The sequence below is a fragment of the Mojavia sp. genome, from assembly GCF_059505145.1.
In genome coordinates, this window is the sequence record NZ_JCACKA010000070.1 from 83,731 (window position 1) to 104,714 (window position 20,984).

At 42.4% G+C, this 20,984-nt stretch carries 19 protein-coding genes; 14 read left to right on the forward strand and 5 right to left on the reverse strand.

Going from position 1 to position 20,984, the window contains the following annotated elements:
• Positions 1 to 87: 87 nt before the first annotated feature.
• Positions 88 to 1,227 carry a glutamate--cysteine ligase gene (gene gshA, locus AC5JL8_RS17405; RefSeq protein WP_495880946.1) on the forward strand — a complete coding sequence of 380 codons (1,140 nt, stop codon included), beginning with the start codon at positions 88 to 90 and terminating at the stop codon, positions 1,225 to 1,227.
• A complete protein-coding gene (locus AC5JL8_RS17410) occupies positions 1,206 to 1,331 on the forward strand; it encodes a hypothetical protein (RefSeq protein WP_495880947.1) in 126 nt (41 codons plus the stop codon). The genes gshA and AC5JL8_RS17410 overlap by 22 nt, the downstream gene beginning before the upstream one ends.
• A gap of 606 nt (positions 1,332 to 1,937) precedes the next feature.
• On the opposite strand, the gene AC5JL8_RS17415 is transcribed toward AC5JL8_RS17410, so the two are convergent.
• The gene (locus AC5JL8_RS17415) at positions 1,938 to 3,527 is read right to left on the reverse strand and encodes a glycoside hydrolase family 57 protein (RefSeq protein WP_495880948.1); all 1,590 of its coding nucleotides are present in this window, start codon (positions 3,525 to 3,527) and stop codon (positions 1,938 to 1,940) included.
• A 158-nt stretch (positions 3,528 to 3,685) separates the two neighbouring features.
• Here AC5JL8_RS17415 and AC5JL8_RS17420 point away from each other — a divergent pair, with 158 nt between their 5' ends.
• Entirely contained in the window at positions 3,686 to 3,814 is a 129-nt protein-coding gene (locus tag AC5JL8_RS17420) for a hypothetical protein (protein WP_495880949.1), read from the forward strand.
• Positions 3,815 to 3,910: 96 nt separating this feature from the next.
• Here the strand turns inward: AC5JL8_RS17420 and AC5JL8_RS17425 are convergent, their stop codons facing one another.
• The 3 genes from AC5JL8_RS17425 to petN form a co-directional block, all read right to left on the reverse strand.
• Positions 3,911 to 7,537, reverse strand: a complete 3,627-nt coding sequence (locus tag AC5JL8_RS17425) for a GAF domain-containing protein (protein ID WP_495880950.1) — start codon at positions 7,535 to 7,537, stop codon at positions 3,911 to 3,913.
• 191 nt (positions 7,538 to 7,728) lie between these two features.
• On the reverse strand, positions 7,729 to 7,890 hold the full coding sequence (locus tag AC5JL8_RS17430) for a hypothetical protein (RefSeq protein ID WP_495880951.1): 162 nt from the start codon (positions 7,888 to 7,890) through the stop codon (positions 7,729 to 7,731).
• A 7-nt stretch (positions 7,891 to 7,897) separates the two neighbouring features.
• Positions 7,898 to 7,987 (reverse strand): cytochrome b6-f complex subunit PetN, encoded by a 90-nt coding sequence (gene petN, locus AC5JL8_RS17435; protein WP_010998401.1) that lies wholly within the window; start codon positions 7,985 to 7,987, stop codon positions 7,898 to 7,900.
• A gap of 125 nt (positions 7,988 to 8,112) precedes the next feature.
• Between petN and AC5JL8_RS17440 the strand changes: the two genes are divergently transcribed.
• The 9 genes from AC5JL8_RS17440 (at position 8,113) to AC5JL8_RS17480 (ending at position 16,975) form a co-directional block, all read left to right on the forward strand.
• Positions 8,113 to 8,550: a hypothetical protein gene (locus AC5JL8_RS17440; RefSeq protein WP_495880967.1), complete on the forward strand. Its 438-nt coding sequence runs from the start codon at positions 8,113 to 8,115 to the stop codon at positions 8,548 to 8,550.
• A gap of 511 nt (positions 8,551 to 9,061) precedes the next feature.
• Entirely contained in the window at positions 9,062 to 10,381 is a 1,320-nt protein-coding gene (locus AC5JL8_RS17445; RefSeq protein WP_495880952.1) for an ABC transporter substrate-binding protein, read from the forward strand.
• An 81-nt stretch (positions 10,382 to 10,462) separates the two neighbouring features.
• Entirely contained in the window at positions 10,463 to 11,371 is a 909-nt protein-coding gene (locus tag AC5JL8_RS17450) for a carbohydrate ABC transporter permease (protein ID WP_495880953.1), read from the forward strand.
• 3 nt (positions 11,372 to 11,374) lie between these two features.
• Entirely contained in the window at positions 11,375 to 12,259 is an 885-nt protein-coding gene (locus AC5JL8_RS17455; protein WP_495880954.1) for a carbohydrate ABC transporter permease, read from the forward strand.
• A 5-nt stretch (positions 12,260 to 12,264) separates the two neighbouring features.
• The gene (locus AC5JL8_RS17460) at positions 12,265 to 13,365 is read left to right on the forward strand and encodes an ABC transporter ATP-binding protein (protein ID WP_495880955.1); all 1,101 of its coding nucleotides are present in this window, start codon (positions 12,265 to 12,267) and stop codon (positions 13,363 to 13,365) included.
• Between the two features lie 108 nt (positions 13,366 to 13,473).
• The gene (locus AC5JL8_RS17465) at positions 13,474 to 14,856 is read left to right on the forward strand and encodes a cytochrome P450 (protein ID WP_495880956.1); all 1,383 of its coding nucleotides are present in this window, start codon (positions 13,474 to 13,476) and stop codon (positions 14,854 to 14,856) included.
• A 65-nt stretch (positions 14,857 to 14,921) separates the two neighbouring features.
• Positions 14,922 to 15,260 (forward strand): carbon dioxide-concentrating mechanism protein CcmK, encoded by a 339-nt coding sequence (locus AC5JL8_RS17470; RefSeq protein WP_495880957.1) that lies wholly within the window; start codon positions 14,922 to 14,924, stop codon positions 15,258 to 15,260.
• Between the two features lie 9 nt (positions 15,261 to 15,269).
• Positions 15,270 to 16,442 (forward strand): pyridoxal phosphate-dependent aminotransferase, encoded by a 1,173-nt coding sequence (locus AC5JL8_RS17475; RefSeq protein WP_495880958.1) that lies wholly within the window; start codon positions 15,270 to 15,272, stop codon positions 16,440 to 16,442.
• A 95-nt stretch (positions 16,443 to 16,537) separates the two neighbouring features.
• Entirely contained in the window at positions 16,538 to 16,975 is a 438-nt protein-coding gene (locus tag AC5JL8_RS17480) for a secondary thiamine-phosphate synthase enzyme YjbQ (protein ID WP_495880959.1), read from the forward strand.
• Positions 16,976 to 17,321: 346 nt separating this feature from the next.
• Here the strand turns inward: AC5JL8_RS17480 and AC5JL8_RS17485 are convergent, their stop codons facing one another.
• The gene (locus AC5JL8_RS17485; RefSeq protein WP_495880960.1) at positions 17,322 to 17,996 is read right to left on the reverse strand and encodes an SDR family oxidoreductase; all 675 of its coding nucleotides are present in this window, start codon (positions 17,994 to 17,996) and stop codon (positions 17,322 to 17,324) included.
• 179 nt (positions 17,997 to 18,175) lie between these two features.
• Between AC5JL8_RS17485 and AC5JL8_RS17490 the strand changes: the two genes are divergently transcribed.
• Positions 18,176 to 18,547: a hypothetical protein gene (locus tag AC5JL8_RS17490; RefSeq protein WP_495880961.1), complete on the forward strand. Its 372-nt coding sequence runs from the start codon at positions 18,176 to 18,178 to the stop codon at positions 18,545 to 18,547.
• Between the two features lie 379 nt (positions 18,548 to 18,926).
• Positions 18,927 to 20,720: a WD40 repeat domain-containing protein gene (locus tag AC5JL8_RS17495; protein WP_495880962.1), complete on the forward strand. Its 1,794-nt coding sequence runs from the start codon at positions 18,927 to 18,929 to the stop codon at positions 20,718 to 20,720.
• The last annotated feature ends 264 nt before the right edge of the window (positions 20,721 to 20,984 follow it).

Below are 20,984 nucleotides of genomic sequence, written 5' to 3' on the forward strand. Positions count from 1 at the left end.
CCTTAACTAAAACTTAGCTTCAAGATAGATGCAGAAAATCGTGTCATTCGATACAATTTATAGGCTGGGAGAGCCGAGGAGAATAAAGTGAGCTTATCAAAAGGCTTTGAGATTGAGATGTACACGGGCACACCTCAAGGTGAAATCGTCGGTCTCTCTGACAAAATTGTCGGTGCTCTAGATGGATTTGTGCGAGAGCCAGATAGCCGCAATGTGGAATACATAACCAAGCCATCGCATAGTTATGAGCAGCTATTGTGTGCCCTGCTGGGCCCTCGTCAGAAATTACGAAAATTTATCAAGCAGTTTGGTGATTACACTCTGATTCCAGGGAGTACATTGTCATTGGGTAGGAGCGATCGCTTTTTCCGTTCCGACCCCACTAACCCCTATCATGACTACATTGAGCAAACCTACGGCACAAAAGTAGTCACAGCCAGCGTGCATATCAATATTGGTATCAGCGATCCAGAAATATTAATGCGGGCGTGTCGGGTGATTCGGGCGGAAGCACCTTTATTTCTTGCTCTGAGCGCCTCATCTCCCTTTTTAGATGGCAAAGCTACCGGCTATCATTCCACCCGTTGGGGAGTCTTTCCGCAAACACCTGCCCATGTCCCTTTATTTGAAAGCCATGCCCACCACATTCAATGGGTGGAAGATCAACTAACTGCTGGCACAATGCAAAATGTGCGGCATTTATGGGTATCAGTAAGACCTAATGGCGATCGCCGTCCCTATCACTTAAATCGCTTAGAATTGCGAATTTGCGATTTAGTCACAGATCCAATTGCCTTACTAGGGATTACTGCTTTGCTAGAAGCTCGTTTATTGCAGATAATCGAAAACCCCGACATCGATCCATTAACTCAAAGTACCCTCTCACCTGAAGAACTTATTACTTTAACTGCTAGCAACGAAGCTGCGGCTGCTACTGCGAGTCTCGATGCTCCGCTTCAGCATTGGCAAGATGGTAGAACTATTGTAGCCAGAGATTGGATTTGGCAAATGTACCCAGAAGCTTGGGCGATCGCCAAACAAAAAGGCTTTAGTTGTTTCCTTTCTCCTTTGCGTAAAATTCTCCGTGAAGGTAATGAAGCCCAACAGTGGTTGCAATTACACGCAGTTGGGGTTGAATCTGACCGCGTCATTACCCAGGCTATTATTGCCACCCAAGAACGCGAATTTGAATTAGAAGATAAATTGTGTTCATCCCTGATGGCTTAACACGCCTCTTGTCGATTCGTCTGGCAGTTGATCGCGTTAACACAGATAACCCAGCCGCCTTGTACGAAGTATTCCAGCCAAAAAAAGCTCCTCGTCATACATAGCCCTCAATAGCACAATTGAGGGTTTTGCTTTACCGAAACTTCAAATAGTTGACATAATGTGAAGTTTCTGTTAGATATATTAATATAAGCTTACAAAGCTAAAAAATAAATATTTTAACTACGACAACTGCGAAGAAAATCTGACATTTGGGTATTTCGGAGTTTTCTTCTTGAACCTCGGCAAGCGCAGCCGAGGTTTTATTTTAAGGTCTAGCAAAGTGCCGAGTTCTAAGTTTTGAGTAATACAGCGTTTTAGTGTTCTGAACTTGCTGTCAGTAATCTTGAGATTTTTTTGATTAGGAAAGCTAAACAATCGCTTCACTTGTATTTCGGTATATACCCTAACGACATTCAGCGCTAACAGAGTAAAAATTGATTCGTATTAAGCATCTGTAGCCACTCCAGAAAACTCCAGAACCACTGAGAGCTAATCTGGAGTTTTCTTTTTTTGGAGGTTAAAACAATGTATTATTTATCATCTTTGTGTAATAACTGTCGAATTTGAGTAAGTATAATATTAAACTTAAATACTTTACATTCTGTAGGGCAGGTATTGCCTACCCTACTATATTTACGCGGCTATATACCTACCTTGGCGCAAAAATCTTATAAAGGACGGTAAACACGGTAGTTGATATTGGGGAAGATATTATCCATCAGCTCGACTTTTTCTAGCCAACCGCTATCCACTTTGCCGATTTTAACGTCATCGTAGAGCTTGTTGAACCGCATAAGATGCGATCGCGTCCGTCTGACTGCATAGGGAACCATTGTTCCAGTACGCATAATAAATGCCCAATCAGAAGATTGTGCTAGTAATAATTCTCGCGCCGCTTGGTTCAGTGCTTTCCACTGCAACTCATCCTCTGGTTCCAAGTGCGAGATTTCAATCATGCGTTCAGCCGCCTTGTGTAAATGTGGGTAAATCCAGGCATTAGTCTCATTCAACCAATACTCATGGAAGCCCTTGAAACCCCAGCTTGACTGTGAAGGGCGGCAAACTTGCTGATTCGGTTGTGCGCGCAAATAATCTGCCAAGTGAGTCATTGCATAGGTTCCTTGGTCATACCATGACTTGCGGAACAAGTAATCAATGAACCAAGGGCCTTCATACCACCAATGTCCAAATAACTCTGCATCGTAGGGCGAAACGATAATTGGCGGACGTTGCATTATGCCATGAAGATGTGCAGCTTGCCGTTCTCGGTTATACATAAAGTTAGCAGCATGTTCCGCCGCTTTTTCCTTTGCCCAATAAGGATCGTAGAGTGCCTTATCAGAAAGTCCTAAACCGCGTCCAGTAATTTTATGATATTTAATACCCGTGTTTTTACGTTGGCCGTTGGGCATAATGTAGGGCTTGATGTACTCATATTCTGCTTCCCAGCCCAAATCTTTGTAAAACTCGCGGTATTCTGCTGCTCCAGGATAGCCCACCTCAGAAGACCATACCTGCTGAGAAGATTCATGATCGCGTCCAAAGACAGCGACACCCGTTTCTGTATAAATGGGGGCATAGGTACCAAACCGAGGACGGGGGCGGGCGTAAAGGATGCCATGTCCATCGGTGAGGAAGTAGCGCAACCCAGCATCTGCCAGCATTCGCTCTAAACCTTCATAGTAAGCACATTCAGGCAACCAAATGCCTCTAGGTGCCTGTCCAAAGGTTTCTTCATAATGTTCGCAAGCTACCTGAATTTGTGCCCACACAGCTTGCGGATACATTTTCATCAATGGCAGGTAGCCGTGGGTAGCGCCGCAAGTGATGATTTCCAGATTGTTAGTGTCTTGGAACTCCTTAAAGGCTGTCACCAAGTCACCGTTGTAGCGTTCCCATAACTGACGCGCTTCGTTAAACTCAGTAGCGTAATGTTCCGCTAAATAACGAATATGCCCGTTATGCACATTACGTTCAGCTTCCAGTTCTATAAGTTCTTCTAGTTGGGCTAAATGTGCATCGTAGCGTTCTTGCAGCAGAGGATCGCGGAGCATCGACACTAAAGGCGGTGTCATACTCATCGTGATTTTGAAGTCGATACCGTCTCGCTTTAGGCCTTCAAATACTTTTAATAAGGGAATGTAAGTTTCGGTAATAGCTTCATAGAGCCATTCTTCCTCCAGCACATAGTCACTTTCTGGGTGACGAACGAAGGGTAGATGTGCATGAAGTACAAGCGCGACGTAACCGATAGCCATAGGTATTCTGGGGTGGTACGTGTAAATTGAAGGTCGAGGGGTTTGGCTGAAATTAACAATATTTTAAGACTTTATTGGGATCGTGACATTAGTTAATGAGTTTTTCCTAGTCGATGCTCGTAGATGATGGCTCAGGACTAGGTACTCGAAACTCAGTAATGAAAAAAGTACACCTGCGATCGCCTTTTCTTTTCTTCCTCCGCACCTCTACGCCTTTGCGCGACGCCACTTGCTACCCTGCCTTAAGCCCTTTGGGTGACGCTCCTACGTCGCTACCGCTACACTAACACCAACGCAGTGGCTCCTCTGCGTGAAATAAAAAAGTGATCGCCTTAAATTTGCCTCGTTTTATCAATGTCAAATCCACCCGCTATTAACTGTTTTCAGTTAATTGACCGTTTGATCGGAATTTGTATCCAGAACTCAGTACCTTTACCAGCTTCGGAAAAACATTGAATTTGACCGCTGTGTTTTTCGACAATAATTTGGTAACTAATAGATAATCCTAGACCAGTTCCTTTACCAGGTTCTTTAGTGGTATAAAAAGGATCGAAAATGCGCGATCGCATACTTTCAGGAATCCCACAACCATTATCAGCAATGCTGATCAAAATAGAATTTCCTTCTATAAGTTCTGTAGAAATTCTAATTTGAGGATTACTAATGCATTGTCCTATAGCATCTGAGTGTTCTAGAGCATCAATCGCATTACTGAGAACATTCATAAATACCTGATTCATCTGGGCGGCGTAGCACTCCACATCGGGCAATTCACCGTATTTCTTAACTATTTCTACAGGAAGAGAATTACCTTGTGGTTTGAGGCGATGTTTTAAAATTAACAAAGTGCTGTCAATACCGTCATGAATATTAACAGGCTTCATTTCTGCTTCATCCAGGCGTGAAAAATTGCGTAAAGATAGCACTAATTCACTAATACGTTCTGCTCCTATAGTCATTGAAGCGAGAATTTTGGGTAAATCTTGAGCAATAAAGTCTAAATCTAGTTCTATTGTTTTATTTTTAACTTCTGCTGTTGGTTCAGGATAGGTTAGCTGATAAATGTGTAGCAATTTCAGCAAATTTTCAGTGTACTCACTAACATAGGCAATGTTGCCATAGATAAAATTAATCGGGTTGTTAATTTCATGTGCTACCCCAGCAACCAACTGCCCCAGCCCAGCCATTTTCTCACTTTGAATCAACTGGCTTTGAGTTTGCTGCAATTCTTGGAGAGTTACCTTGAGTTCTTCCCTTTGACGCTGAGTCTGTTCGAGCAATTCTGCTTGCTGGAGTCCTACTCCTAATTGAGTGCCAATCTGTACTAGCAAATCTACTTCATCTTCTTGCCAATCACGAGGATTCCTATTTTGATAAGCTGCTAGTAATCCCCAGAGTTTATCGCCCTGAAAAATCGGCACAATCATATATGCCCTAGCTTGCATTTGCTCGATCACGGCAATATGACAAATGGAAGAATTGGTGTTGTAAATATCATCAATAACAAGATTTTTCCCTTTGGCGTAGTCTCCTCCTTGGGTTTGTTGTAAGTAATCATCTGCAATCACAGGTGTAATTTTTTCCACTGGTGGCCAACCCTCGGCTAGGGACTCAGCAACAAACTTACCACTCCAATCAGAACAGAAGCGATAGATTAGCACTCGATCAACTTCCAATAGCTGCCGCACTTCTTGTGTACTGGTGGCAAAGATATTGTTAATGTCAAGAGACTGCCGAATTTTCTCAACAGTTGTGGCTAGTGCCTTTTCTCGTTCAGCTGCTTTAGCCAATTTCTCGGCTTGTATCTGCATCTGTTTTAGAGATTCTGCCTGCTGTAATGCTACCCCTATTTGCACGCCCACTTGTGCCAACAAATTAATTTCCTCATCTTGCCAATAACGGGGTTGTGAGTTTTGATAAGCTACTAGCAATCCCCACAGTTTCTCACCTTGGGAAATCGGCACAAAAACTTCATTGCGGGCATACTTGCCTGCCTGTGTTCCTTGCAACAGCAGGCGTTCTGTCATCGGTTGGGACTTAACTATTGGTGTCCAGCCATCAACAATCGAATCAGCGACAAATTCACCACTCCAATCAGGATAAAAGCGATAAATGGCTACTCGTTCTACCTCCAGCAAGCGTCGGACTTCTTGAGTTGTAGCTTTAAATATTGTGTCGATATCTAAAGACTGACGAATCTTGTCTACGGTGTTAGCCAGTGCCCTTTGCCTTTCCGCGGCTTTGGTGAGTTCTGCTGCTTGGGTCTGTGTATGGTGTAAGAATTCCGCTTGCTGCAAAGCCACACCAAGTTGAACGCCAATTTGGTTGAGCAAGTAGACTTCATCCTCCTGCCAATTCCGAGATTCTGAGTTTTGGTAAACTGCTAACAAGCCCCAGAGCTTTTGATTGTAGCGAATGGCAATGATTACATAAGCTTTTGCCTGATAGGCCTCTAAGATTTTAATGTAGCAGTTACTAAAGCCAGCATTATAGATGTCGTTACAAATACGGTATGTTTTACCTTGGGAAAAGCTGCCGCCCTTTGTATCTTGTAAGTATGTATCTGCTGGGAATTTAGCTAAATCTTTCAAGCTACATTCGCTGATATCTTCACACAATTCGGGTCGCTCTAACTGCTCTTGCATGAGGGAAGTCCAGCCCTCTGCCACTGATTCAAATACGAATTCACCACTCCAATCAGGATTAAAGCGATAAATTGCTACACGGTCAGCGTTCAGCAGATGTTTGATTTCTTGGGTACTCGTGCGGAAAATATATTCTAAATCAAGGGACTGACGAATTTTTTCAACGGTTGTAGCTATAGTTTTCTGCCATTCTGCTGCTTTTTCTCTAGCTGTTGCTTGAGCTAGTTGTGCCGACTGTAATTTCACCTGTTCCAGGTAATCTGCTTGCTGCAATGCAATTCCTAAATGCTCGGCAATTTGTTGCACAAACTCGATTTCGGAGACTGCCCATTGCCGAGTACCACTACACTGATGAATACATAGTAATCCCCATAAATTTTTACTCTTCATTAGGGGGGTAACTATACTGGCACGTACTTGTAACCTTTCGAGAATTTGGGCATGGCAATCACTGACATTAGCTTGATAGATATCAGCCATTGCCTTAACTCGACCTTGCTTATACAGTTCTGCAAACTCCGTTGCAAAGCAGCGATCGCGTAGTTTAGCAGCCATTGCCGAACCCCATTCTGCCGCTACATCTTCGTAAATGAATTCTCCCTCCCAGTCTAATTCTGGGTAAAAGCAGAATACTCCAACTCGGTCAGTTTTGATTAATTGACGGACTTCGGTGACTGTAGTGGTAAAGATTGTTGCTAAATCAAGAGACTCTCGAATCCGAGAAATTATCCTATTTAAGGTTTTATGAAGTTCTGCTTGATATCTTGCTTCTGTGAGTAAATCAATATGTTGTAGTGCTACTCCCAAATGTTGGGCAATTTGATTGACAAACTCTATTTCAGTAGCTTGCCAGTCACGAGATCCACTGCATTGATGAATACATAGCAAGCCCCATAATTCATTACCCTTGAGTAAGGGTGCAACGACATTTGCCCGTATTTGAAATTTTGTTAAAGTTTCGATGTAACACTCACTGAAATTACCTTGATAGATATCAGCAATAGCATTAACACGGCCTTGTTTGTATAACTCAGCAAACCTCAGACTAAAGCAGCGATCGTGGAGTCTATTTGCTAGCGCTGAATTCCATTCTGAGCCTACATCCTCATGTACAAATTCCCCTTCCCATTCCAGTTCAGGATAAAAACGGAACACCCCAACCCGATCAGCTTTGAGCAATTGGCGCACTTCAGTAACTGTAGTTTTAAAAATAGTTTCTATGTCTAGAGATTCACGAATTCTGGCGATGACTCTAGCTAAGGCTTTTTGTTTCTCACCCTGAAGTTGGCAGGCACTTATATCTAGTTGAAACTCTTGTTGCTCTGTAGTTGCTTCTAGAGGTTTTATGGTGATATTTTCTTCCATTGCTGGTGGGTTTCTATAAGCGTCTTATATTTCATAATTCCCCCAGCAACTAAAAAGGTAACAGCAAGGATAATTTATCTATCTTAAGTAGTAGATATAAAAGTTTATAAAAATTTAGGAACCCGATAGTATCAGGTTCCTACAAAGCATTTTTGACTACAAAAAACTAAGTTAAATATATTGCGAAGGAATTATCGCCGCTTAGGAGGGCTGCGACGAAGTTCGCGTTTTTCCGCTTCTTGACGACGGCGATCGCGCCAATCTGTCAGGGTTAGATAACTAACTCCGCCAGTTACTGCTACTAGCAAGATTACGGCTACTAAAGCCAAAATACTCAGGAATGGACTTTCCACGATTCTTCTATAGTCCGTTACGTCCCCAAACTACCATTGCAATTGACCAAGTGAATACAACCAACAGTGATACCCATCCCAGTGTCAAAATCGCCATAGTCCCACTTCTGAAATAATTACAAAACGTTTCTAATATTTATCATACTGGGAAAGGCAGTTGATTACTCAACAGCATTTGCAGGGAAGTTGCACATTGTGAATAAAATTTCAAATCCTCAACTGATGGTGGAGCGCCTAGAATCCCTGAAAGCTGGCATAATTGGGGGTTTTTCCTTGGGTTTAGCTTTTACGCTCACCAGTCTTGTAAATAATCTAGTGTTAGTAAAGTATTTTTCGATACTGGAAAATTGGAAAATTGAGCCGTTAAATTTAAACTTTTTACTAAGTGCGGCGATCGCTTGTTTCTCTGGTTTGCTGTTTGGTGTCACTTACCGCTATATCATCCGCCAAGACAAAAATCCTCAACTCAAAGTCGGTGGTGTGTTGGCCTTTGGCTTGGTGCGGGGATTAACTCAGATCGAAGTTGGTTGGAATGCCACGACTACAGCTTTACCGTATTTGGTGCTAGCTGGGGAAAGTGTATTGTGGTTTGCGATCGCTGCGATCGCAGTTGATATCGCAATGCAACTCGGCTGGGTTAAGCCTTTTCTATCTACCTAAATTTTCGTTCTTAGAACAAAAACGTGGTTCATTTTTCCTTGATCATTGCGTAAGTCCTAGCCACAATTGCGAATACTGAATCGGTGTTCTAGCAGCCACCATTGATGTTTAGCTATTAGTGGCATAGGAGACTTTAAGATTTTTAGCTTGAAAACGTCTGCTAAATATGAAAAATAGTAAGCTTTTAACCATCAGGAAGCATTTCTATAAAAACTAAAAATTTTATACCCATTAAGGAAGTTATTTATTATAGTTGCATCTATCCTGAGAAAGTTGTTTATTTAATTAAAAAGAAATTAATTTACATTTATAACAGTAGCTTTTAACTGTCTAAGTAAATAGTTTATTCCTTATTGAAGGGAGTGTTGGATATTTAAAATTTTTAGCAAATATTACTTAATTTTAACTAAGCGTAATATTTGCTAAAAGGTAACGTAAAATAATCCTTTTAAAGGTATTCGATGTTTTCATTTCCTAATAATTATTACCACTAGCGATCGCTACATTGATAATGTTGTACCGAAAGCCAATAAACAAGCTGCAAAAATTCATCCAAAAACAAGGTTTTTTGCATGTAGGAATTTTTCTGGCAATTTTGTTGAGTATCATATTGTTCAGTTGGGTAGCACTCTCGCAGCGACCAGTTACCCTCAATCTGTTAATGACTGCCCCTGATGCCCAACCTTGGAGGCAAGGTTTGATTAGAGACTTCGAGGCTGAGAACCCTGGCATTCGCATTAACCTGATTGAAGGGCCGAATGCCACAAATTTGCTCGAAGACCTGTATACATCATCTTTTATCTTGGGTGAATCTCCTTATGACCTAGTAAATATGGATGTCATCTGGACACCCAAGTTTGCTGCTGCTGGATGGTTACGACCCTTAGACGATCGCGTTTCTAAAGAGGAGTTGGCAGTATTTTCGCCCAAGGATGTAGAAGGGGGACGTTACCAAGGCAAGCTGTACCGCATTCCAGTGCGTTCTGACGTGGGAATGCTCTACTACCGAGAAGATTTACTCAAAGAAGCAGGATTGAAGCCGCCAGAAACCTTTGAGGATTTGATGCGAATTTCCCAAGCCTTGCAGAAGAAAGACGAAGTGAATTGGGGCTATCTTTGGCAAGGACGCCAATATGAAGGACTCGTGGCGATGTTTATAGAAGTCCTCGATGGCTTTGGTGGTTTCTGGGTTAATCCCGACACGCTCGAAGTTGGGCTAGATCGACCAGAAACATTACGAGCTATTGAGTTTCTGCGTAGTACCGTCAGGGAGGGCGTTTCTCCTCCTGGAGTCACAACCTACCAGGAAGAAGATACCCGGCGCTTGTTCCAAAGTGGTCAAGTGGCATTTTTACGCAGTTGGCCCTATGCATGGCCTTTAGCCCAGGCAGAAAATTCGCCAATCCAAGGCAAAATAGCTATTAAACCAATGGTTCATGCTCCAGGTCAGACGGGGGCAGCTTGTCTAGGGGGCTGGGGTTTAGGAATTGCTAGAACCTCTAGACATCCCGAAGAAGCTTGGAAAGCAATTCAATATTTTACCAGTAGGGAAGCACAACGCCGATTCATATTGACCGCAGGTTATGTGCCCAGTCGTCGGGATTTGTTTACAGACCCAGAGATTGTTGCCAAATACCCCCACTATCCCCAATTACTGGAAGTCGTGAACAATGCAGTTTTACGTCCACCAATCGCACAATATGCTCAAACATCAGATATTTTGCAACGTTATCTCAGCGCGGCGCTATCCGGTCGGATGAATCCTGAACGAGCAATGCAAGCTGCTGCTGCTGAAACGCGCCGACTGCTAGAAGCTGGAAGAAAAGGATGAATCAAGGCAGATGGCAGGGGAAATAACTATGAATAACTCTTGCCCAATGCCCGATGCCCTAAGACAAATAACAAATGACTAATGGCTAATTCACATACACTCCGAGGCCGGGAACAACAGACAGCTTGGATATTACTAACACCCGCACTGCTGCTGCTGTTGTTTGTATTTGCCTATCCAATTTTACGAGCATTCTGGTTAAGTGTATTTACTAGGAACCTGGGAACAGAGTTACAACCCGTATTCTCTGGTTTGGAAAATTATGTGCGGATGGCGGGGGATGGCCGTTTTTGGCAGAGTCTCTGGGCAACAACCGTGTTCACAACAGCATCCGTAATATCAGAACTACTGCTAGGACTGGGGATTGCCTTGGTTCTCAATCAGGCGTTTTTTGGCCGGGGTATAGTGCGTACAACCGCTATTTTACCTTGGGCTTTGCCTACTGCTTTGATTGGTCTGGCGTGGGCTTGGATTTTTAACGACCAGTTTGGGGTTGTAAATGATATTCTGCGGCGGTTGGGACTGATTGAAACTGGGATTAACTGGTTAGGAGATCCAACGTTAGCAATGATAGCAGTAGTTTTTGCTGATGTTTGGAAAACCACACCCTTTATCAGTATCTTGCTGTTGGCTGGCTTACAGTCGATATCAAAAGACCTCTATGAAGCTTACTCGGTTGATGGAGCAACTGCTTGGCAAAGCTTCCGCAATATTACCCTGCCACTGCTGCTGCCGCAAATCTTAATTGCAGTGCTATTTCGGTTTGCTCAAGCTTTCGGGATTTTTGACTTAATTGCTGTGATGACTGGGGGTGGCCCTGGTGGTGCTACAGAAGTGGTGTCATTGTACATCTACTCTACGGTGATGCGCTACTTAGATTTTGGTTATGGAGCAGCCCTTGTAGTGGTGACATTTTTAATATTGATTGCTGCGGTGGCGATCGCTAGTTTCTTGCTTAACAAATACCGTGCCAAATCAGGAGCCATTTAACCGATGAGTATAACTCCACAAGCAGTTCCAACGACTCCAAAACGAACGGGGGAAACCAAGTTTTCTCTTAAAAAAATCTTGCTGCTAATCGCAGTTGTATTAGTGGTGCTATTCAGCCTAGCGCCAGCCCTATGGCAATTGCTGACCTCGTTTAAAGTCAATGAGGATATTGCCGCCGTTCCTACTGTTTATTTTCCTACACGATTTACTTTCAATCACTACATTGAGTTATTCACCCGTCGTCCATTTTGGCGCTACATCTTCAACAGTGCCTTGGTGTCGATTATTTCTACAGCTGTATCTTTAGCGATCGGCGCACCTGCTGCCTATGCTCTGGCACGGTTACGCCCTTGGGGTGGACAAGTTATCCTTGCGGCTGTTCTGATTGTGACTTTATTTCCAGGAATTCTCTTATTCTTGGGACTGTTAGAAATTATCCAGGCACTCAGACTGGGCAACAACTATCTGGCGCTGATTATACCCTACACTGCCATCAATTTGCCGCTGACAATTCTAGTCCTGAGAAGCTTTTTTCAACAATTACCGAAAGACTTGGAAGATTCCGCTAGGGTCGATGGCTACAACACCTTTCAACTTTTGTGGCAAATCGTCCTACCAATGACTCTTCCCGCCTTGGTGACTACTGGAATTCTCACCTTTATTTTTGCTTGGAATGAGTTTATCTTCGCTCTCACGTTTATGACTCGTGAAGAGTTGAAGACGATTCCCGTTGCTGCTGCTCAATTGGGTGGTGCGACAGTATATGAAATTCCCTACGGCCCGATCGCCGCTGCAACTGTCGTGGGGACTGTGCCCTTAGTTTTACTAGTTTTGTTTTTCCAACGCAGAATTGTCCAAGGTCTTACCGCTGGTGCTGTAAAAGGATAAGAAAAATGGCTAAACTTGAGCTTATAAATTTGAATAAAACTTTTAATCCCAAAGTCGTCCCTGTCAAAGACGTTAGCTTAACTGTAAATAACGATGAATTTCTCACTTTACTTGGCCCTTCTGGCTGTGGCAAATCCACCGTTTTACGCATGATTGCGGGTCTTGAAGAACCTACTCGTGGTCAGATCAAAATTGGCAATGTGGATGTCACCCATAAGCGAGCAGCCGATCGCAACATTGCAATGGTATTCCAAAGCTATGCACTCTATCCCCACATGACGGTGTACGAAAACCTCGCTTCTGGGCTAAAGCTGAAAAAAGTACCATCAGCAGAAATTAAACGGCGAGTCGCAGAGGTGACCGAAGTATTAGGATTAGCAGAGTTAATGAACCGCAAGCCTGGTCAGATGTCTGGCGGTCAACGCCAGCGGGTTGCAGTCGGTCGTGCTTTGGTGCGTAATGCTGATGTGTACTTGTTGGATGAACCGTTAAGTAACCTGGATGCACTGCTGCGGGAACGAGTTCGAGCCGACCTCAAGCAAATTTTTGCAGCCCAAAAAGTGCCAGTGGTCTATGTCACTCACGACCAAACAGAAGCGATGACACTCTCCACGAAAGTTGCATTGCTCAACGATGGCTATGTTCAGCAACTTGACCCGCCTGACCGCATCTATAACCATCCAGCTAATCTCTTTGTAGCTGGGTTTGTTGGTAGCCCACAAATGAATTTGCTGACTCTACCTTGTCAGGGACGATACGCCCTGCTGAGTAACTTCCAAGTGCGTCTGCCAGATATACCAACTGTACCACCCCAGATTGTCTTGGGAATCCGCCCAGAGAATGTCCGCATTGCTCAACCAGGTGATAAGCAAACTATCCGAGGGCGAGTGTATCTAGTGGAAAACTTGGGTATGCACTATTTAGTCAGTGTCAGAGTTGAGGGTTCATCAACCGAAGGTACTACGGTACGTGCTTTGTTGCCAACAGATCAAAATTGGAGCGGCGAGGATATTACCCTGGCATTACCTCCTGAAAATATTCACTGGTTTGATGTTCAATCTGGTCATGCTGTTATCGGTAGGCAAATGTCAGGCGTGATGGGCTAGTGAATAAATGAGTTGCAAGTCAATACCCAGCCGAAAAAGCTACACTGCATATTTAGTACAGGCATGATTTCAACCTGTCTTTATAAAAATTTCGGTTTCATAATTCAAATGCAACTACCCAATCCTATAAAAACCCCCTCTTTTTTGCAAAAGCTTCAGTGGGTTGCCGATCCTATAGGCTATATGGAAAGTGCAGCTCAACAATATCCTGACATTTTCACTGCTAAAATAATTGGTTTTGGTGACACTCTAGTATTTGTAAATGATCCGCAGGGAATTCAAGAAGTTTTAACCAATGATAGAAAGAAGTATGCCGCCCTTGGTGAAAAGAACAAGCTTTTACAACCCATAGTAGGGGACTATTCAATCTTGATGCTGGATGGCGATCGCCACAGACGAAGGCGACAATTAGTTATGCCTTCATTTCATGGCGATCGCATGCGTGTCTATGGTAAACAAATCTGTAATTTGACTGAAAAAGTCTTTAGTCAGATACCAACAAATCAGCCTTTTGCTGCGCGTAACGTCACTCAGGAGATTTCTCTGCAAGTTATCTTACAAACAGTGTTCGGCGTCTATGAGGGAGAAAGGTTCCAAAAACTCAAGAAGCAATTAGGCTTGATGGCGGATCTGTTTCGTTCGCCGTTCACTTCCAGTTTTCTATATTTCACCTTTTTACAAAAGGATTTAGGGCCTTGGAGTCCTTGGGGAAAATTTGTACGCGATCGCGCACAAATTGATAAATTGCTCTACGCAGAAATTGCCGAACGCCGAGATAAACCCGATCCAAATCGTGTTGATATCCTCTCGTTGCTGTTATCATCTCGAGATGAAGCTGGCGAACCGATGACCGATCAAGAGTTGCATGACGAGTTGATCACTCTTTTATTGGCCGGATATGAAACTACAGCAAGCGCAATGGCCTGGGGTTTATATTTGATTCACCAAAAGCCAGAAGTTCTTGCAAAGCTGCTTCAAGAGTTGGATACTCTCGGCGATTCTCCCGATCCCATGAGTATTTTCCGACTGCCTTATCTCACCGCTGTTTGTAATGAAACATTGCGTACTCGTCCGGTAACGATGTTAACTTTTCCTAGAGTAGTACAAAAACCTGTTGAACTACTCGGACACCGCTTAGAACCTGGTACAGCAGTGATTGGCTGTATGTACTTACTTCATCAGCGTGAGGATTTATATCCCCAACCAAAGCAGTTTAAGCCAGAACGCTTTCTAGAACGCCAATTTTCTCCCTATGAATTTATGCCTTTTGGTGGCGGTGTCCGTCGTTGTATAGGCGAAGCTTTGGCTGTGTTTGAAATGAAACTTGTATTGGCAACACTTGTTTCACGCTATCAATTTGCACTAGCTGATAATCAACCAGAAGTTTCTAGGCGACGGGGTATTATCCTAGCTCCAGCCCATGGTGCAAGGATGGTAATTACAGGAAAGCGTGCGCGTCAAGAGCCACAATTAAGTATGGCAACTACTTAGAGCTGTTACACAACTAACAGGTGATAGGATTTTGTTTGTGTTATCCCTACAAGCGAAATCTTCAAATGACACTGGCACTTGGCATGATTGAAGTTTATGGCATTCCCGCAGCAGTGGAAGCTGGAGATGCCATGTGTAAAGCTGCGCGCGTCACTCTTGTCGGGTATGAAAATACTGATTTGGGGCGGATTACGGTGCTGATTCGGGGGGGTGTGGGTGAGGTAAATGCTGCCGTAGTAGCAGGGTTAACGGCGGTACTGCAAGTTAATGGTGGCGAAGTGCTTTCTCATCACATTATTCCTCGTCCCCATGAAAATTTAGAATATGTGTTACCGATTCATCGCAGCGCTAATCTTGAGCAGTTCAGTGCCGATATCCGTTTTCCCCCGCCCCTATCAGCTTAAAAACTTTATATGGAATTTTTAACATCTCGTATGCAGGCGGTGCAGTCGCCAATTATTCCTGTTGTTGGAGAATTGATTAAAAACTCTCCCGGAACCATTTCTTTAGGACAGGGTGTTGTTTCTTATAATCCCCCACCTCAAGCGATAGAATTTTTATCTAAATTTTTGGCTGAACCGACAAATAATCTCTACAAAGCTGTTGAGGGAATTCCGCCTTTATTAGCAGAATTAACCGCAAAATTGCAAGTTTTTAATGGCATTGAAATTAACGAAGAAAACTGCATCGTTGTTACAGCAGGAAGCAACATGGCGTTTATGAATGCCATTCTTGCTATTACTATCCCAGGTGACGAAATTATTCTGAATACGCCTTACTATTTCAACCATGAAATGGCAACTACAATGGCGGGTTGTCTTCCAGTGTTAGTAGAGACGGATGAAAATTACCAGCTACGTCCTGAAGCGATCGCTCAAGCAATTACCTCAAAAACACGGGCTGTTGTAACGATTTCACCTAATAATCCTACAGGAGTCGTGTATTCAGAAACACTATTGCGGCAAATTAATCAAATTTGTAGCGATCGCGGTATTTATCACATAAGTGATGAAGCCTATGAATATTTTACCTACAACGGAGTCAAACACATCTCCCCTGGTGCATTTAATGGCAGTAGCGAGTATACCATTTCTATTTATAGCCTTTCTAAAGCATACGGTTTTGCTAGTTGGCGCATCGGCTATATGGTGATTCCTAAAAAGTTGCTTGTGGCTATTAAAAAAGTCCAAGATACAATATTGATTTGTCCGCCAGTAATTTCTCAGTATGCAGCATTAGGGGCATTGCAGGCAAAAGAAGAATATTTACAGGAAAATATTGGAGCGATCACTAATGTTAGGCAAATTGTTAATGAATCCCTTAATCACCTAAAAGGCTTGTGTACAATTATCCCCGCCGATGGCGCTTTCTACTTTTTCCTCAAAGTTCATACCCAGATGGATGCTTTTGATTTGGTGGAAAAACTCATCCGCGAACATCAAGTAGCAGTTATTCCCGGTACAACTTTTGGCATGAAAGATGGATGTTATCTACGCGTTGCTTATGGTGCGCTGCAAAAAGATACAGCTAAAGAAGGAATAGAAAGATTAGTCAAAGGTTTACGAGCAATAGTATCGTCTGTTTAATATCAAAATATTTAATTATTTAATTGCCGATATATGCCGATAATATTGGATAATTACTTGTGTCATTTTGCAGATCAAAAGCCAAGATTTAAGTTATGCCAATTATTAATAAATTAATTAAAATCGAAACCCAACAGGGAATTAATATTCATAATATTACGCCAAAAATTCAGGATTTTATTGCCTCAACATCAATTAATAATGGTCAAGCTTTAGTGTTTTCTCGCCACACTACAACCGCTTTAGCTATCAACGAAAATGAAGAGAGATTATTAGAAGATGTTAAAGTCTTTTTGCGAAAATTAGCCCCAGAATCAGAGCCATATTTACATAATGACCTGCATTTAAGAGATGTTCCAGAAGATGAACCAATTAATGCTCACTCTCATTTAATGGCAATGATGCTAACTACTAGTGAGGTTATTCCTATTGTAGATGGCAAACTAGCTTTAGGAACTTGGCAATCTGTGTTATTCTTCGAGTTGGATGGGCCGCGCAAAAGAACAGTATTTTTGCAAATTTCTGGCGAGTAATATCGTGTCCGGTGAAAAACTTATCATTAAGACCGCAGGGAGAAAGAGCATTTCGCGGTTTTTGCACAGATGCGAGAATTATAACTAAACCTCGTCTAACTTGAGAACTGTAGTTTTTTACCAAAGTTTTGCGATTGCTTCCTTCGTCGCAATGACACAACATAATAATTCAAAACTCCAGGTTTCAACATGGACGAGGTTTAATTAGGCGGACATGATATAAGAAAATCAATCATCTGATACTTTATAAATTTGAATAATAGTAAAATTAACCACAGATAAACACTGATGAACACCGATACTTATCTGTGTGCATCTGTGGTTCAATATAAAACCATAGCACTGATTAATCCAAACGAAATTCTACAAATTCTGGTTTCCCGAACAACTGATTTTTATCTATTGCTGATAAAACTTTATTATTAGCAAGTTCAGAATTTAAACAGCGGACAACCAACTGAGCAACATCTGCGCGATGGATACTGCCAACAACACGTGGATCTTCGGTTAAAACTCCATTACCAGTTGCGGGTTCTGACTTCAATCCACCAGGACGAATGATGGTATATGTGAGTCCACTATTAATTAAGTATTGTTCAGCTTTGTCTTTTTCGACTAAAACTGCTCCCAAGGCTGCCAAAGCTTGAGGAGATAAAGCACCAACACTATTTCCAGTTCCAATAGAAGATACAAGAATAAACTTTTGTACCCCAGCTTTGACTGCTGCATCAATCAGATTTTTATTTCCAGGGTAATCAGGCCTGTTAGTTTCATTAGGTAAACCACCCAGAGTGCTGATAACGGTATGGATTGGTTCATCTGCTAATATTGCACGTTCTACATCATCCACATTCAAAGCATCTCCCAGAACTACCCGAATTCCCATTGCTTCTAGTTCAGCAGCAGTAGTTTCTTTTCTCAGGAGTGCTTTAACTTTTAGCTGTTGTGCTGTTAATTGAGCGATCGCTCGTCCAACACCGCGACTAGCCCCAGCAAGAAAAATAGAAAATGCGCTTGTCATATCAATATAAACAAAAAGAGTGTATTTTATATCTAGCGAGCAAAATTTTACAATATAAAGCAATTAAGTAATTTAAATTACTTTAATCTTACTATAGCGATTATACTTCCCCTAATTGTAGGAAGTATTTTTATAGGTAATAATGCCAACCTAGAAAGTAAGTAATTTGAGACAAAATTATGGCTAAACAATCGGCAAAAAAATTAAAACAATCCCAAGATGCCAGAGTAGCCGCCACTTCACAAATTTGGGGAATTACAGTTGGAATCATAGCACTTTGTATTCCGCTTTCAGCTGTTACCCGAAGTGGTTTTATTCTGCCTTTAGCTGCTATTGGTGGCGCAGCAGCTGGTACGGCTGCTGTATGGCGTTCTGATGAGAAAAAATCACGAATTGAATTTCTGCAACAGCAAAAGATAGAACTGTTAGAGCAAAGGATAGCGAATTTAGAAACGATTGTTAGCAGCGATGACTTTGATTTGCATATGAAAATTAACAAATTAGAGGCAAAGGACAGTACTAAACCTACATTACCCGATCACCCAGTCTAAAATTCTTCAGCGCTAGTTGCCGAGAGCCACTAGCATCGGCTGATTTTGCCATGAGTATTATGAGCTTAACATCAGCACAACCGTTTAAGTCCGCCTCAAATGAAACCTTCTTTTGCAGCTAGAACTGTTTCTACGGAAACAGTATCTAGTTTTCTAAGTTCGCTAGAATAAACTGGCATTTTCTAATTCTCTATACCTCAGCCGTATCAGTTGATGATATGTTTGAGTTCTATCTAGGTGCATCCTGACCGCTAACATCTGTCTATGTATGTATTTAATTAGACTGTTATAATTACTGAATTTTAATCGATTAAGATTATAAACTTGAGTAATTGCAATGGTATAGCTTACCTTAGGTATGCAATAGTTTGCCGCTCTCATGCAGATGGATTGGATTAGCTTATTAAAATTTCAACAAGCTGACTTCCTACAACGTGTCAAAAGACCTAAAACTTATGAATTAACTTTATTGGAAAGTCAAGTCAAAGGTTGCCACAGCGAAATTATGACCTTTTCGAGCGAGTATTTGGCAGAAATGAGCGAATTTTCGCGCCAAAAAGCAGAAATTCTCGCCAAAAATCCGCCTCCCATACCGCCTGATTATCCCGAACCTCCTGACTGGACGATACCATTTCCCAAATATTTTCAGCGGCAAGCAGAAGATTATATTTTGCGAGAGCAAATCGTTGATCGGATAATTACTGAACGTCTGGGTAAGTTGGTCAAAAAGTTACCACAAGACACTGTAAAAAATATCGTTTTGGATGATGAAGGAAATTTACGTGGTGAAAGTAAGTTTTCTTATTTGCTCACAGCCAACAAAAAAATCAGTATTCAAGTTTACGCTGCTGATGGAGAAAGTTTTAATGGAATTAAGAAAAATAAAATCAGGTGGTCTGTTACTCAAGAGGATCTAGAACAGCACCAAGTATTAATTTTTCTGTGCTTGTTGTATCCTTATACTGGTGAATTTGGATACGAAAAGGAAGCAGTAATTACTGGATTTTTACCTGCCGATCAACTTGAATTTAGTGAACCAAAACTAGATGTTGCTCCTAGTATTTTGTTGTATGCAGGTGGTTTAAGTTGGTATTTAGAATCCCTAGTTGCCAAAAAAGACGTGCCGCTAGTGAACAATGGAAAAATGATGGCAGAGATGGTTCAGACTGTGCCAGCAGACCATCCTCTCAAGAACATCATAGGAGACTGGGAATACTGGCAAACCTTAAAGGGTCATACTAGAGGTATTAATTGCCTTGCCTACTCTTCTAGAACACCTACAGCGAAAAATTCTGGATTGAAAAATGGCAAAACACCGCCTATCTTAGCCAGTGGTAGTCGTGGCGAAACCAAGCTGTGGGATTTAACTAGAGGTGAGTTAATAGATACATTATCAGAGTCGCCTTGGGTTGTATCTGGGCTAGTAGATGAAATCAATTCTTTGGCTTTTAGTTCAGATGGACAGACGTTAGTTAGTGTTGGTGCAGACTCCACGATTAAGATTTGGCACGTAGGTGCATTAGATTTGATAGATATCTTGCACAAACATAATGGGGTAGTTAGATGCGTTGCTTTTACCCCAGATGGCAGGATGTTGGCAACTGGCGGAGATGACAGAAAAATTCTGTTTTGGGATTTGATGAAACGCCAAGTTGCGATCGCCCTTTCTTTAGATGATACGGCGGCTCATTCTATGGTGTTGAGTCGAGATGGGCAAACTCTTGTCACAGGTAGCTATCGCAAAATCAAAGTCTGGTGTACCTCTCACTTTGCAGGTGTGACGAATTTAACGGATGTGCAACCACTGCACTCTCTCATGGGTCATTCTCACATCGTTCGTTCTTTAGCTATGAGTGCAGATGGTAAACTGCTCGTCAGTGGCAGTCGAGATCAGACAATTAAAATTTGGCAGTTAGAAACTGGGGAATTACTTCGCACCCTCAAAGGACATACAGATGAAGTCTGCGCGATCGCCCTCAGTCCTGATGAGCAAATTATCGCAAGTGGTAGCGCCGACAAAACTATTAAATTGTGGCATCTCCAAACCGGGGAACTGCTGGGTACGTTTACAGGGCATACTGATACAGTTACAGCCGTAGCATTTACTACCTCTGGCGAGATGTTGGTCAGCGGTAGTTTGGATAAGACAATTAAAATTTGGCAACGTAGTTGAATTGGGCATTGGGCATTGGGCATGGGGCATGGGGCATGGGGCATTGGGCATGGGGCATGGGGCATTGGATAAAGAAGACAAGGAGCAAGAGCTTTCATAGTTTCTTTCCCCTTGTCCCCTTGTCCCCTTGTCCCCTTCCTTGTCTCCCCTGCTCCCCTGCTCCTCTGCTGCCCTAATTTACTATCTTTGAATGCAACTCGGTCTCAGAACTCCGTTAATCAGTCTTTGAACTGGATTCATCCACCTCAGAACTCCGTTAATGAG

What these genes read in the sequence shown, in the direction of transcription:
- AC5JL8_RS17415 (WP_495880948.1), bottom strand. Translation starts at nt 3,527, where the DNA reads ATGGCTATCGGTTACGTCGCGCTTGTACTTCATGCACATCTACCCTTC.
- AC5JL8_RS17420 (WP_495880949.1), top strand. Translation starts at nt 3,686, where the DNA reads ATGAAAAAAGTACACCTGCGATCGCCTTTTCTTTTCTTCCTCCGCACC.
- AC5JL8_RS17425 (WP_495880950.1), bottom strand. Translation starts at nt 7,537, where the DNA reads ATGGAAGAAAATATCACCATAAAACCTCTAGAAGCAACTACAGAGCAA.
- petN (WP_010998401.1), bottom strand. Translation starts at nt 7,987, where the DNA reads ATGGCGATTTTGACACTGGGATGGGTATCACTGTTGGTTGTATTCACT.
- AC5JL8_RS17440 (WP_495880967.1), top strand. Translation starts at nt 8,113, where the DNA reads ATGGTGGAGCGCCTAGAATCCCTGAAAGCTGGCATAATTGGGGGTTTT.
- AC5JL8_RS17445 (WP_495880952.1), top strand. Translation starts at nt 9,062, where the DNA reads ATGTTGTACCGAAAGCCAATAAACAAGCTGCAAAAATTCATCCAAAAA.
- AC5JL8_RS17450 (WP_495880953.1), top strand. Translation starts at nt 10,463, where the DNA reads ATGGCTAATTCACATACACTCCGAGGCCGGGAACAACAGACAGCTTGG.
- AC5JL8_RS17455 (WP_495880954.1), top strand. Translation starts at nt 11,375, where the DNA reads ATGAGTATAACTCCACAAGCAGTTCCAACGACTCCAAAACGAACGGGG.
- AC5JL8_RS17460 (WP_495880955.1), top strand. Translation starts at nt 12,265, where the DNA reads ATGGCTAAACTTGAGCTTATAAATTTGAATAAAACTTTTAATCCCAAA.
- AC5JL8_RS17465 (WP_495880956.1), top strand. Translation starts at nt 13,474, where the DNA reads ATGCAACTACCCAATCCTATAAAAACCCCCTCTTTTTTGCAAAAGCTT.
- AC5JL8_RS17470 (WP_495880957.1), top strand. Translation starts at nt 14,922, where the DNA reads ATGACACTGGCACTTGGCATGATTGAAGTTTATGGCATTCCCGCAGCA.
- AC5JL8_RS17475 (WP_495880958.1), top strand. Translation starts at nt 15,270, where the DNA reads ATGGAATTTTTAACATCTCGTATGCAGGCGGTGCAGTCGCCAATTATT.
- AC5JL8_RS17480 (WP_495880959.1), top strand. Translation starts at nt 16,538, where the DNA reads ATGCCAATTATTAATAAATTAATTAAAATCGAAACCCAACAGGGAATT.
- AC5JL8_RS17485 (WP_495880960.1), bottom strand. Translation starts at nt 17,996, where the DNA reads ATGACAAGCGCATTTTCTATTTTTCTTGCTGGGGCTAGTCGCGGTGTT.
- AC5JL8_RS17490 (WP_495880961.1), top strand. Translation starts at nt 18,176, where the DNA reads ATGGCTAAACAATCGGCAAAAAAATTAAAACAATCCCAAGATGCCAGA.
- AC5JL8_RS17495 (WP_495880962.1), top strand. Translation starts at nt 18,927, where the DNA reads ATGCAGATGGATTGGATTAGCTTATTAAAATTTCAACAAGCTGACTTC.